Origin of the sequence: Larsenimonas rhizosphaerae (assembly GCF_023700005.1) — a bacterium.
Taxonomy (GTDB): domain Bacteria; phylum Pseudomonadota; class Gammaproteobacteria; order Pseudomonadales; family Halomonadaceae; genus Larsenimonas; species Larsenimonas rhizosphaerae.
Genome location: NZ_JAMLJK010000001.1, coordinates 1,266,777 through 1,280,416, shown reverse-complemented (window position 1 = coordinate 1,280,416; position 13,640 = coordinate 1,266,777). Strand labels below are relative to the sequence as shown.

Sequence of the window (13,640 nt, the reverse complement as noted above, 5' to 3'; positions counted from 1 at the left end):
AAGGCGTTCAGCCTTTCTGACCGGCCTGACGCTTTTCATCGCCGTCATTGGAGTAGATCAAAAGCGGCTTGCTCTCGCCAGAGATGACGGATGCCTCGATCACTACCTTGGAGACGTTTTCTGCCGACGGAATCTCGTACATGGTATCCAGCAGTACACCTTCAAGAATGGAACGAAGACCACGCGCACCGGTACGGCGCTCCAGGGCCTTGTGAGCCACTGCCTTCAAGGCATCTTCACGGAAGTCGAGTTCGACTCCTTCCATTTCGAACAGCTTGACGTACTGCCGTACCAGGGAATTCCGTGGCTCGGTCAGAATCTGAATAAGGGCATCCTCATCCAGTTCGGTGAGAGTGGCGATCACAGGCAAGCGGCCCACGAACTCCGGGATCAAACCGAACTTGACCAGATCTTCCGGTTCTACCGTTGCCAGTACATCGCCGACACCCTTGCTGGTGTCCTTGCTCTTGACGTTGGCATTGAACCCGATGCCGCTCTTCTCGGCACGCTCCTGAATTACCTTCTCGAGACCAGCAAAGGCACCGCCCACGATAAACAGGATGTTGCCGGTATCCACCTGCAGAAATTCCTGCTGAGGATGCTTGCGACCACCCTGAGGCGGAACGGACGCTGTCGTCCCTTCAATCAACTTCAGCAATGCCTGCTGCACGCCTTCCCCGGACACATCGCGGGTGATGGACGGATTGTCCGACTTACGTGAAATCTTGTCGATTTCGTCAATATAGACAATACCGCGCTGCGCCTTGTCGACATCGTAATCGCACTTTTGCAGAAGCTTTTGAATAATGTTTTCGACATCTTCGCCCACGTAACCTGCTTCGGTCAGCGTGGTGGCGTCTGCAATGGTAAACGGCACGTTTAAAAGCCTGGCCAGCGTTTCAGCCAGCAGGGTCTTGCCGCTACCGGTAGGACCGATCAGTAGAATGTTGCTTTTGCCAAGCTCAACATCTTCACTGCCCTTGGGTGCCTTTTTCAGGCGCTTGTAGTGGTTGTATACCGCTACCGACAGCACCATCTTGGCCCGATCCTGGCCAATGACGTAATCATCCAACGTATTGCGAATTTCGCGTGGCGCCGGCAGACGATCCTCGCTCTGCTCGGTATCCGCTTCCAGCACTTCCTCGCGAATGATGTCGTTACAGAGATCCACACACTCATCGCAGATATAGACGGAAGGACCCGCGATCAGCTTGCGCACCTCATTCTGGTTTTTACCGCAGAACGAGCAATAAAGCAGCTTGCCGTTCTCGTCTTTACCTTTGCCGTCGGCCATTCGCGTACCTCTTAGGGCCGGCGCCACTGATTAAAACCAGGGCGCCGGACATGACAATTAGTGACGTTTCCACGCTATCAGGATGTCGGACGCTTCTCCAGAACAGCATCGACCAGGCCATACTCGACAGCCCTTTCGCCATTCATGAAGTTATCACGATCCGTATCACGTGCAATGGTTTCATAATCCTGGCCGGTATGGTCCGCCAGAATACGGTTCAGGCGTTCCTTGATGGTCAGAATTTCACGAGCATGAATTTCGATATCCGTAGCCTGCCCCTGATATCCGCCCAGCGGCTGGTGAATCATCATACGGGAATTCGGCAGGCAAAAACGTTTTTCTGCCGCACCGCCTGCCAGCAGCAATGCCCCCATGCTGGCCGCCTGACCAATGCACACCGTTGATACATCCGGCTTGATGAACTGCATTGTGTCGTAGATGGCCATGCCTGATGTCACCGAGCCACCCGGGGAATTGATATAAAGGTGAATATCCTTGTCAGGATTTTCCGACTCGAGAAACAGCAGCTGAGCTACCACCAGATTGGCCATGTAATCCTCTACAGGCCCAACCAAAAAGATGACCCGTTCCTTGAGCAAACGAGAATATATATCGTAGGAGCGCTCGCCACGAGCACTCTGCTCAACCACCATCGGGACCAGACCACCAGCGTTACTGATGTCGAACTCGTTTCCCATTAGGTTCTTCCTTGTCCAGTGATTAGAAACCCGGCATGAAGGCCGGGTTTAATGTTACATCGACGAGTCAGAAGCAAATGGCTCAAATCAAGCCGTTTCGCCATTCTGTTCGGCCACTTCTTCCTCGCCTTCTTCGTCGGCGGGTTGCTGGCGAGCAGCCTGAAGTGCGTCCTGGTAACTCATCTCGACATCCTTGACCGTAGCCTGGGCAAGAAGATGGTCAACCGCTTTCTGTTCAAGAACAGCTGATTTCACCTGATTTTTCAACTGCTCGTCGTTCATGTAATGCTCAACGAGTTCCTGCGGTTCCTGGTACTGGCCGGAAAACTCTTCGATGTATGCACGAATCTCATCATCGGTAGCATCAAGCTCGTTGGCGCTGACAACTTCAGCCAGCAGCAAACCAACGGATACACGATCACGGGCCTGATCTTCAAACAACTCATCCGGCAGCTGGGAGACATCGAAATCCTCACCAAGGCCGAATTGCTGGGCTGCCTGACGCTTGACGGTCTGGCACTCCTGAGCAATCAGGCTTTTGGGTACGGTAATATCGTTGGCCTTCTTGAGTGCCGCCATGACCTGCTGCTTGACACTGTTGTCGATGGCCGTCTTGAGTTCACGTTCCATATTGGCGCGAACTTCGGTTTTCAGCTCATCCAGATCACCGCTTTCAACGCCAAAGTTTTTGGTGAACTCGGCATTGATTTCAGGCAACTGCTGCTCTGAGACAGCGTGCAGCTTGACCTTGAATACTGCTTCCTTGCCAGCCAGATGTTCAGCCTGGTAGTCATCAGGGAAGTTAACCGTGATTTCACGCTCATCACCGGCGCCAGCGCCTTCAAGCTGCGGCTCGAAACCCGGAATGAAGCTGTTGGAGCCCAGAACCAGCTCGTGGCCTTCTGCGCTACCGCCTTCAAAGGCTTCGCCGTCAATGAATCCCTGGAAATCGATACGAACCTGATCACCATCTGCTGCTTCACGCTCGACTTCAGACCAGTCGGCATGCTGCTTGCGCAGGGTTTCAATCATTTCCTCGACGTCAGCGTCGGTAATGTCAGCCTGCGGACGCTCAACTTCTGCACCGTCGATGCTCTGAAGCTCGATCTGCGGGAAGATTTCAAGTGTAGCCACGAACTCGAGATCCTTGCCGGCTTCATCAACCGTTGGCTCAATGGAGGGGTACCCTGCCGGATTGAGTTCCTTTTCGCTGATGGCGCTGACGTAGTGCTGGCGAATCAGTTCACTGACTACTTCATTACGCACGTCCTTGCCGAAGCGTTGACGAACCACCGACATCGGCACGCTGCCCGGACGGAAGCCATTAAGCTTGACCGTCTTGGCAGTCTGCTTAAGTTTTTCCTCAACCGCCTGGTCTACCTGGTTGGCCGGCACCTGTACGGTAACCCGACGCTCGATCGGGGAAGTCGTTTCGACAGAAACTTGCATGAAAGATCCTCTAACCACACGAATGGCGTTGGTCTGTAAATGTATAAAGGCCGGAATTCTAAGAACCCCGTCAGCCGCTGGCAAGCACCACAAGGCGTCTATTTGTAGTCAAAAACGCCATTTTCAAGGTCTGCTCGGCAAAAAAGATGCTTTTTTTGGCAGAATATCGCCACAGGACGATATTTAAACACCATACAAAGAAAAACCCCAGGAAAACACGAATGCTTTCCTGGGGTCATTTTTTGAAGAAATGGGGTGGATGATGGGGATCGAACCCACGACCACCGGAGCCACAATCCGGGGCTCTACCACTGAGCTACACCCACCATTACTTCAGTTCCGCGCTAAACATGCATCTGGCACGCCCAGCAGGACTCGAACCTGCAACCTACGGCTTAGAAGGCCGTTGCTCTATCCGGTTGAGCTATGGGCGCATTCTATAGTTCAGAAAATGCCCGGTCAACCCTGATTTTTGATTTAAACCTTTAAAATCAAAAATTTGGTCGGGATAGAGGGATTCGAACCCCCGACATCCTGCTCCCAAAGCAGGCGCGCTACCAGACTGCGCTATATCCCGAAACCGGTTCGCCTACTTGGCTTCGCCGTGATGCGAGGCGCATTCTACCCGATTACCACAGTGCGTCAAGTGTTTATTTTGCAGACTCTTTCACTTGTAGATTGACTGTAGGAAGGGGCGTGCGAGAATTACCCCTTCACAGAATTATCCAGCGCCATGAGGACACACGTTTAATGACGGCCCGAATAATTGACGGCAAGGCCATCGCAGCCCAGGTGCGCGACCAGGTCACCGAACAGGTTAGCCAGCGACGTAATACTGGCCATCGCGCGCCCGGGCTCGCGGTTATTCTTGTAGGCAGCGACCCTGCCTCTCATGTCTATGTTGGCAAGAAGCATCAGGCCTGTGAAGCGGCAGGCATCGCCTCGTTCCGCCATGAGCTGCCGGAAGATGCCAGCCTCCACGAGCTTGAAACCCTGATAGACAAACTGAATGATGATGAACAGGTAGACGGAATCCTGCTGCAACTGCCCCTGCCTCCCCACCTCAACGCCAACCCCCTTCTGGAGCGTATACGCCCGGACAAGGACGTTGACGGCTTTCACCCCTACAACCTTGGCCGGCTGGCGCAGCGCATGCCCCTGCTTCGTCCGTGCACGCCCAAGGGCATAATGACACTGCTTGAGCAAAGCGGGCTCAAGGTTCAGGGACTCGATGCCACCATTGTCGGCGCATCGAACATCGTCGGTCGACCACTGGCCCTGGAGTTGATGCTTGCAGGCTGCACCACCACGGTATGCCACCGGTTCACGCGCAATCTGGAAGAGCACGTTCGCCGGGCCGATCTTCTGGTGGTTGCGGTAGGCAAGCCAGGGCTCGTCAAGGGTGACTGGGTCAAGGAAGGCGCCATCGTCATCGACGTCGGCATCAACCGGACAGCTGATGGCAAACTGGTCGGCGATGTGGAATTCGAACGCGCCGCCGAACGCGCCGCCTGCATTACACCGGTTCCCGGGGGCGTTGGCCCAATGACCGTTGCCTCCCTGCTTGAAAATACGCTGCTGGCCGCTGACGTGCACGATGGCCTGACCACGCTTGACCACTAAGTCCGACACAGATACCAAAAGAAAAGCCCCGCTTATGCGGGGCTTTTTACATTCACTGGTGAAGCCGCCCTGCTATCGATCAAGCGTCCAGCCAGTTCCCTCACGGCTGTCCTTGAGCAGAATCCCCTTGTCCGCCAACGCATCACGAATACGATCAGCCTCAGCAAAGTCGCCCGATTTGCGCGCATCGTTGCGAGCCTGAATCTGCGCTTCGATCTCGGCTTCTTCCAAGGGAAGCTCCACCCCATCGCCTTTCAGGAAATCATCCGGCGCACGCCCCAGCAGTCCCAGTGAGTCGGCCAGCCGCTTGAGCTCGGCAGCCAGGGCACCAGCCTCTGGTCGTCCTTCTGCCTTCAGGCGATTGAGCTCCCGGGCCATGTCAAACAGCACAGCCATTGCCTCGGAGGTATTGAAGTCATCGTCCATGGCCGCAAGGAAGCGAGTAGAATATTGCTCATCCACTGCCCCTTCACATGGCTCGACGTCGTTCAGCGCATTATAAAAGCGCTCCAGTGAACGGCGCGCATCATCCAGCGCCTCCGGTGCATAGTTGATCGGGCTGCGATAGTGGCTGGATACCAACAGGTAACGCACGACTTCAGGGTCGTGTGCGGTCAGCACATCCCGAATGGTGAAGAAGTTGCCCAGCGACTTGGACATCTTTTCATTATCCACCCGCAGCGCTCCTGCATGCATCCAGGTATGCGCGTAGGTCTGACCTGTAGCAGCTTCACTCTGCGCAATTTCGTTCTCATGGTGAGGAAACGTCAGGTCAGGCCCCCCACCATGGATATCAAAGGTGTTACCCAGGCAGCAGGTCGACATGGCCGAACACTCGATATGCCAGCCGGGTCGACCATCCCCCCAGGGAGAAGACCAGCTGACCTCACCCGGCTTGGCGGCCTTCCAGAGCACGAAATCAAGTGGGTCCTCCTTGGCTGAGGCCACTTCAACCCGCGCCCCGGAGCGCATGTCATCCAGATCGCGATTGTTGAGCTTCCCATACCCCTCAAAGCGCCGTACCCGATAGTAGACATCCCCGTTGGAGGCAGCGTAGGCGTACTCCTTGTCAATCAGGGTCTGCACCATACGCACGATATCCTCGATATGTGCTGTCGCACGCGGCTCCTGATCGGGAGGCAGCACGCCCAGTCGCTGCTCATCCTGGTGCATGGCCTCGATCATGCGCTCGGTCAACGCATCGATCGGCTCATCATTCTCCGCGGCACGAGTGAGGATCTTGTCGTCAATATCAGTGATATTGCGGACATAGGTGACCTCGTACCCGCGAGAGCGCAAATAGCGGGTAATGACATCAAACGCCACCATCACCCGGGCATGGCCCAGATGGCAGTAGTCGTACACGGTCATGCCGCAGACATACATGCGCACCTTGCCAGGCTCGATCGGGGTCAGCAGTTCCTTGCGACGCGTGAGTGTGTTGTATATCTGCATGAAACGTCCCCACTCAGGCTTTTTTCTGCGCTTTGGACCAGCCGTCCTTCAGGCTGACGGTACGATTGAAGACCAGAGAGCCGTCTTCAAGGGCATGACGGTCGGCACAGAAGTACCCAACACGCTCGAACTGAAAGCGATCCTCAGCGCCTGCTTCGGCCAGCGCGGGCTCTCCGATGGCATTCAGGACTTCAAGGGAATCGGCATTGAGGTGCTCAAGGAAGTCGACATCACGATCCTTGTCCGGGGCTTCCACCTGGAACAGATTGTCGTAATTACGAACCTCGACCGGTACCCCGTACTGCTCGCTGACCCAATGAATAACCCCCTTCACCTTGCGGCCTTCGGGATTTTTACCCAGCGTATCGAGATCAACGCTGCACTGAAGCTCGACCACATTGCCGGACTCATCCTTCACGATCTCATCGCAGCGAATGATATAGGCATTGCGCAGCCGAACTTCGCCGCCCGGTGACAGACGGAAAAACTTTTTCGGCGGATGCTCCATGAAATCATCCTGGTCAATCCAGAGCGTGCGAGTCAGCGGCAACCGGCGAACACCCATGTCGTCACGCGCCGGGTGCCCCGGCACTTCGAATACCTCTTCACGTTCGGCGTCCCAGTTGGTCAGTACCACCTTGAGCGGCTTCATGACGCACATGGCACGAGGCGCATTATCTTCAAGGTCGCTTCGAATGGCGTGATACAGCATATGGATATCGACTGTGCTGGCCGCTCGTGCCACCCCGATCATGTCGCAGAACTTTCGAAGCGAGGCCGGGGTGTATCCACGACGACGCATACCGGCAATCGTCGGCATGCGGGGATCATCCCAGCCATCCACTACCCCCTGATCGACCAGCAGCTTCAGCTTGCGCTTGGACGTGACAGTGTAGTTCAGGTTAAGCCGGGCAAACTCGATCTGGCGAGGCGTGGTCGGCACTGGCAGATTAGCCAGAAACCACTCATACAAGGGGCGATGGTCTTCAAACTCAAGCGTGCAGACCGAGTGGGTCACACCCTCGATTGCATCGGACTGACCGTGAGTGAAGTCGTAGGAAGGGTAGATTTTCCATGTATCCCCGGTCTGGTGATGCGTTGCATGACGAATACGGTACAGCACCGGATCACGCAGATTGATGTTTGGTGCAGCCATGTCGATCTTGGCTCGCAGCGACTTCTCACCTTCGGCAAACTCACCGGTACGCATCCGCTCGAGCAGGTCAAGGTTTTCCTCGACACTGCGATCACGGCAGGGGCTTGGCCTACCGGCTTCCGTCAGAGTGCCACGGTATTCGCGCATCTGCTCGGCATTCAGATCGTCGACATAGGCCTTGTCATTGCGCACCAGATGCTGAGCCCAGGCGTACAGCTGGTCAAAGTAATCGGAAGCAAAACGTACCTCGCCCGCCCAGTCAAAGCCCAGCCACTCGATATCCTGCTTGATGGCATCGATATAGACCTGCTCTTCCTTTTCCGGGTTGGTGTCGTCAAAGCGCAGATGACACGCCCCGCCGAACTGCTCTGCCAGACCAAAATTCAGGCAGATGGACTTGGCATGCCCGATGTGCAAAAAGCCGTTGGGTTCAGGCGGAAAGCGTGTAACCACCGAGGCGGAATGACCGGCATCAAGGTCTTCCCGGATCTGGTTACGAATGAAATTCGGAGCACTAGCGCTGTCTTGACTCATGGGGCGTCGGTAAACCTCTGGATGAATTCTATTTTCTGTGCGGTTTCCCGCATATCGATAAAGCCGTTATTATAGCGTGACGTCAGCGCGCCATACCAAGGGTGCGCTCTATTGATCTTTTCCAGGACATTGGCATGATTCTTCTCGAAACAAACTACGGCAACATCACGATCAAGCTGTTCAAGGACGAAGCTCCGGTAACTACCGCGAACTTCGAACAATATGTAAAGGACGGGTTTTACGATAACACGTTATTTCACCGCGTCATTGATGGCTTCATGGTTCAGGGTGGCGGCTTCTCCCTTGATTTCGAACAAAAGCCTACCGGCGAACAGATCAAAAATGAAGCCGACAACGGTCTGGAAAATACCACAGGTCGCCTTGCCATGGCCCGCACCATGGATCCACATTCCGCAACGGCCCAGTTTTTCATCAACGTTTCGGACAATGCCTTCCTGAACCACACCGCTCCAACACCTCAGGGCTGGGGATACTGCGTATTCGGTGAGGTTACCGATGGCATGGACGTGGTCAATAAAATCAAGAGCGTTGCCACTACACGCCGCGGCCCACATGCTGACGTGCCTGCCGAGGACGTCGTACTGAACAAGGCCAGCATTCTGGACGCCTGATTCTTATTTCGCGGTGCGAGCCCCTTCGCACCGCGCTCCTCTTTCCTTTTCAAGCCCGTCCTCAGGGCACTCGAGAGGTGACATGACAACAACACTGTTTATTTCGGATCTTCACCTGCAGGCAGATGAACCGGACATTGCCCAGGGATTTCTGGATTACCTGAACTACCGCGCCTCAAAGGCGAATACCCTTTATATTCTGGGCGATCTGTTTGAAGGCTGGATAGGCGATGACGCATGTGGGCCGTTTGAAAACCGGATGATCGACGCCCTGCGCGCGCTGAGCAATCAAGGCACACGCATTTTCGTCATGCACGGCAATCGCGACTTTCTGCTTGGTCAGGACTTTGCTCGAATGGCTGGAGTAACCCTGATCGATGATCCGCAAGTGATCCACCTGAGCGGTCAGCCGGTGCTGTTGATGCACGGTGACAGCCTGTGCACCCGCGATGAGGATTACATGCGCTTTCGAGCCATGGCACGAAATCCTCAATGGCAGGCAGGCATTCTGGAAAAATCCGTTGAAGAGCGGCTGGCGCTGGCCAGGCAACTGCGGCAGCAATCTGGTGAAGCCAATTCCAACAAGGCCGAGGACATCATGGATGTCACCCCCGAGGAAGTGGAACAAATCATGGCACAACACCAGGTTCAAACCCTGATACATGGCCACACTCACCGCCCTGACGAGCATGACGTCTCCCTGGATGGCAAGACAGGCAGACGCCTCGTGCTGGGCGACTGGAAGGACAACACTGGCTGGGAGCTGCGCCATGACGATACTGACCTGATACTTGAAAGCTTCTCCCTGTCCGACCTACCGCACTGAACATCAGGAACAGGGCGTATGTCACCCTGCCCCTGCCTGCCCGAAACCGGCTATCCGATCACGGACAGGGATTGCAGTTGATGCAGTCGCTGATGAAAGCGCATCATCAAGGGGGCATCGCTGGCGGGCAGGGCCAGAAGATACCCCTCAAAGCGCTTCAGAACCATTTTATTGCCTCGATCCACCAGCTCCAGCCAGGCATCCAGTGCCAGTAGCTCGTAATGCAGGTTGCCATGCAAGCGAGAAATATTGATCGCCTCGGCCAGTAATGCCTTCACCTGGTTGACATCACCCTGCCGAGCCACCTCGTTTCGGGCCGAATTCACCAGCAGCTCGGGAAGATACACCACCCCCGCAGCCCGGAATTCGGCCACATTCTGCTCGATCACCCTGGCCGCCCGGGCGTGGTATCCCAGCGCCTGACAGGCCTCGACGTACCAGACCAGCGCCAGACAGTAGATATTGCCGAAATCGCCTTCCGACAGCGATTCAAGGGCCGACTCCATCAAGATGACACCCTCATGCTTGCCCTGAACTGCATCAACCCAGCCACACAGGCATTCTGCGGACCACCGCCAGGGGTTAAGGTCGGATGAGGCGATCAATGCCAGTGACGCGTTAGCCCTTTCTTCAACCAGACGCACATGCCCGTGACGGCGATACAGACAGGCACTGCCGATCAGAGCCATGACTTCCGATGGAGGGTGTCTCAACTGGCGAGAGGCATCGACAACGGCATCCATGTGAAATTCGGCGCGTTGATAATCAGCATGGTAGGACACCCCACATGCCAGTAACGTATTGCACTGCACCACCGGATGATAGGCAAAGGGCAACCACGATAGACTGAGCTCCTGGTCCAGAGGCAACAGGTCTACCAGTGCACGGTTCGACGTTGCGATATCCCCCATGAAAAAACGGGTACAGGCCCAGGCCATCCGTGCCAGCTTCCCATAGTGCACATCCCTGAGTCCGGCAGCGGCCGCGAGCAGCAGCTCCCCCTGAGCCAGCGCCGTACCGAGCTGCAGGCGCTCGTTCATGACGATCATCTGGCCCCACAGGACGATGAAATATTGATCATCCTGGCCATCCTCCTCGGCCGGGTCTGTTTCCAGTGCCTCCTGAAGCACCCGAGCCTGAGCAAAGCTTCGTTCGGCCGACGGCGACATGCAGCCCTCCAGCTCGAGGCCCGCATGCCCCTTCACCATGAGCAGGCTGATATGACGTTCTTCACCGCCCTGCACGTGATCAAGACATTCAAGCCCGTCGCAGGCCATCGCCATCGCCGTTTTCCTGGCTCCGGCACGCAGGGCGTCCCGCGCCGCCAGCTCGAAATAACGTGCGGCACGCGCATGATGGCCACAATGATAAAGATGATGAGCAAAATACCCAGGATAACGGCTCAGCCAGTAAGGTCGCTCCCGCTCGATCAAGTCCACCAGAAAGGCATGCGTATGCTGTCGCACATCCGGATGACAGCCCTGGTAAGCAGCTTCATGAAGCAGCTGATGCGAGAACTGGTAATCGAATTCATCATTATTGACACATCGCTCGATGACCTCCATTCGTCGCATCCGCTCAAGCGCCTGCTTCAGACGCCGGTCGGTGAGACGAAGGATCTTCTGCAACAGGTCCACGCTGAACTGCCGACCGATAACCGAAGCGACATGTGCCTCGGAGCGAAATTCATCCAGCTGATCAATGCGACTGGACAAGAGACCGACCAGTCCCGAGGGAAGCCGCTCGATCTGAACCGGATGCCCCTCACGACGATCCGAATACAGTCGACGGCAGATTTCCTGCAGATACAGTGGCACGCCATCACATCTGTCCAGCAACTGCTGTCGGGCGCTTGACCCCAGGCTCAGCCGATATCGACGCAGCAGGTAGTCCAGCAGCCTGGTCGTCTGCGCCGGCTCCAGCCGCCCCAGAACAATATCGCGATCCCACTGCAACTGGCTGGCAAGAGGGCTGTTCAACGGCAGACTGGCCACCACCAGCAATGGATGATGAATGGCCATGCGCGCCTGGACGTCAGCCAGAATCTTCAGCGAGGCCTCATCAATCCACTGTATGTCGTCAAGCATCAGAATAAAGGAATGAGATTCACAGCGACGCTCGATCATCATCTGCAATGCCATGGTGGCCAGCTCCATGGCGCGACGCTGGCGTACCATCCCGGGATCACACTCGGGGCACACGCCCAACAGGTTATAAAACAGCTGTGTATCTTCCTCGCTCCACAAGGAGGCCCTGGGGTGCGCCTTACGAACCTGCTCAAGGCTGCTTCTGGTCAGCACGCCCCCCAGCCTCCAGCGAAACAGGGTACGAAGCAATCCGAACGGCTCCTGATAAGATACCCGGGTATTCGAGACCCAGCAGATATCCATGTCATTGCTTTGTTGCATCTGACGGAAATTTACCATCAGTGCACTTTTTCCCATCCCGCTCTCACCGCGAATCAGGACGCTCTGGCGCAGCCCGATGCTGGCACGAGACAACGCAGCCTCCAGCTGCCTGACGGGCTCCTCCCGCCCAAACAGATGGGGTGGCAATGGCTCGGCACTGTGATCATCGCTGAGTACCAGCATTCTGTTACGGACCTCACCATTGGCGGCCCATAGTCGCATGAAGAGTCGAGGCTGAAGGTCCAGCGCTGGCGGCATCTGATGGCTGGCCTCCAGCGAAATGACGAGCTCGCTGTCACGTGCAGCGCAGACAAGCTCCAGCGCCGGTTGAGTGACGGTGCCCAGAGGATCCACCATCCGACGCTCCGGTATGAATATGGCCCGCCCGCTGTGAAGCCCGGCCGATAGTTCAAAGTGTGGTTTGACCTCACCGCCCTGCCAGCACACGGCAAGCTGATCATTCAAATCGCGCCGACAGTGCTCATAAAGCGCCACCAGCTCGGCAAGCTGATGTGCGGGGCCGTGCGTTCCGAAGCAGGCCATGCCCAGCCCGCCCGCTGTACCGGGCAGCCAGAAGCCACCCAGATGCCGACACTGTTGCTCCAGCCACCGCATCATCTGACGCTGGGCATCAAGGCAATGAAGCGTCCATTGCCGGCTCGGGTCCTTTTTCACCGGCAGATTGATACGCATGACCATCACTGAAATCTGACGGTAATCAATATCATCCAGCGTCAGCGTCAACACCGGGGGCTCATCCGATGGAGTGGTAGCTCGGGCGCGATTCCCGCGCTCCGATGACAGGCCATCCCCATCCTCTTCACCGGACCAGAACCGGGCCAGCTTCAGCAATTCGGCAGAAGGCTGACGTCCGGCAACTGCCAACTGTTCAAGATAGGCATTGTAACGGTCTCGGGCAGCCGCCATCCGCCCTTCGTCCACCAGGCTGGCAATGGTCCGGCGTTGAAAGGCGTCGTAATGAGGAAAGGCCCTCGTAGCCTGATTGAGTATATCCATGGGCAGTGAGGCATGGGCCTCGATACCCTGCTCCAGGTACTGAAGTACCCGACGGCGCCAGTGTTCACGCTGCTCGAGAAGCCAGCGCTGAAAATCGGCGCACTGCGGCAGGGCCAGCTCGCTGACAAGCTCTCCCCCATATGCGTTCAATACTGCAGCAAGATTGTCGACACTGGGGGGCTGTTCAAGGCAGGCAGCCAGATCCCGCAGGTCATACTGCCAGTGGTCCGGAGGAAACAGCGCCAGGCTTTGACGAGAGATGACCAGGGCCTCTTCTGCTCCCCCCAGAGTCTGGCGCAGGCTGTGCAGGGCATGACGCAAATTGGTACGCGAGGATGCTATCTCCTGATCAGGCCAGAGCCACTGCGCCAGCTGGTGGCGTGGGACCGCCTTGTCGCTGAGCAGCATCAATATGAACAGGGCCTTGACCTTGTCGTAACTGAACTGGGTAATGAGCTCACCCTGTCGGTTCAGGGAGAAGCTCCCCGTCACGGATAGCTGAACCGGCTCACTTGATGCCATGTCGACCTCTTGGTCTTGAAACGAAT

9 protein-coding genes and 3 tRNA genes are annotated in these 13,640 nt (G+C 56.3%); 3 read left to right on the top strand and 9 right to left on the bottom strand.

Annotation, left to right across the window (positions count from 1 at the left end):
• Nucleotides 1-7: 7 nt before the first annotated feature.
• The 6 genes from clpX to NAT21_RS05695 form a co-directional block, all read right to left on the bottom strand.
• Nucleotides 8-1,294, bottom strand: a complete 1,287-nt coding sequence (gene clpX, locus NAT21_RS05720) for an ATP-dependent Clp protease ATP-binding subunit ClpX (protein WP_250936400.1) — start codon at nt 1,292-1,294, stop codon at nt 8-10.
• A gap of 77 nt (nt 1,295-1,371) precedes the next feature.
• A complete protein-coding gene (gene clpP, locus NAT21_RS05715; protein ID WP_250936399.1) occupies nt 1,372-1,992 on the bottom strand; it encodes an ATP-dependent Clp endopeptidase proteolytic subunit ClpP in 621 nt (206 codons plus the stop codon).
• Between the two features lie 87 nt (nt 1,993-2,079).
• The gene (tig, locus tag NAT21_RS05710; RefSeq protein WP_250936398.1) at nt 2,080-3,441 is read right to left on the bottom strand and encodes a trigger factor; all 1,362 of its coding nucleotides are present in this window, start codon (nt 3,439-3,441) and stop codon (nt 2,080-2,082) included.
• 251 nt (nt 3,442-3,692) lie between these two features.
• Nucleotides 3,693-3,767 (bottom strand) — tRNA-His (locus tag NAT21_RS05705).
• Between the two features lie 31 nt (nt 3,768-3,798).
• Nucleotides 3,799-3,875: transfer RNA gene (locus NAT21_RS05700), tRNA-Arg, on the bottom strand.
• A gap of 66 nt (nt 3,876-3,941) precedes the next feature.
• A tRNA-Pro gene (locus tag NAT21_RS05695) sits at nt 3,942-4,018 on the bottom strand.
• Nucleotides 4,019-4,191: 173 nt separating this feature from the next.
• Here NAT21_RS05695 and folD point away from each other — a divergent pair.
• Nucleotides 4,192-5,064: a bifunctional methylenetetrahydrofolate dehydrogenase/methenyltetrahydrofolate cyclohydrolase FolD gene (folD, locus tag NAT21_RS05690; RefSeq protein WP_250936397.1), complete on the top strand. Its 873-nt coding sequence runs from the start codon at nt 4,192-4,194 to the stop codon at nt 5,062-5,064.
• A 72-nt stretch (nt 5,065-5,136) separates the two neighbouring features.
• On the opposite strand, the gene cysS is transcribed toward folD, so the two are convergent.
• Together cysS and NAT21_RS05680 are read right to left on the bottom strand one after the other, a co-directional pair.
• Nucleotides 5,137-6,519, bottom strand: coding sequence for a cysteine--tRNA ligase (gene cysS / locus NAT21_RS05685; RefSeq protein WP_250936396.1), 1,383 nt, complete (start codon nt 6,517-6,519; stop codon nt 5,137-5,139).
• 13 nt (nt 6,520-6,532) lie between these two features.
• Complete coding sequence (locus NAT21_RS05680) at nt 6,533-8,209, bottom strand: glutamine--tRNA ligase/YqeY domain fusion protein (RefSeq protein ID WP_250936395.1); 1,677 nt, start codon at nt 8,207-8,209, stop codon at nt 6,533-6,535.
• A gap of 134 nt (nt 8,210-8,343) precedes the next feature.
• Between NAT21_RS05680 and NAT21_RS05675 the strand changes: the two genes are divergently transcribed.
• Nucleotides 8,344-8,841: a peptidylprolyl isomerase gene (locus NAT21_RS05675; RefSeq protein WP_250936394.1), complete on the top strand. Its 498-nt coding sequence runs from the start codon at nt 8,344-8,346 to the stop codon at nt 8,839-8,841.
• 82 nt (nt 8,842-8,923) lie between these two features.
• Nucleotides 8,924-9,667 (top strand): UDP-2,3-diacylglucosamine diphosphatase, encoded by a 744-nt coding sequence (locus NAT21_RS05670; RefSeq protein ID WP_250936393.1) that lies wholly within the window; start codon nt 8,924-8,926, stop codon nt 9,665-9,667.
• Nucleotides 9,668-9,717: 50 nt separating this feature from the next.
• Here the strand turns inward: NAT21_RS05670 and NAT21_RS05665 are convergent, their stop codons facing one another.
• Complete coding sequence (locus NAT21_RS05665; RefSeq protein WP_250936392.1) at nt 9,718-13,614, bottom strand: ATP-binding protein; 3,897 nt, start codon at nt 13,612-13,614, stop codon at nt 9,718-9,720.
• Nucleotides 13,615-13,640 lie beyond the last annotated feature (26 nt).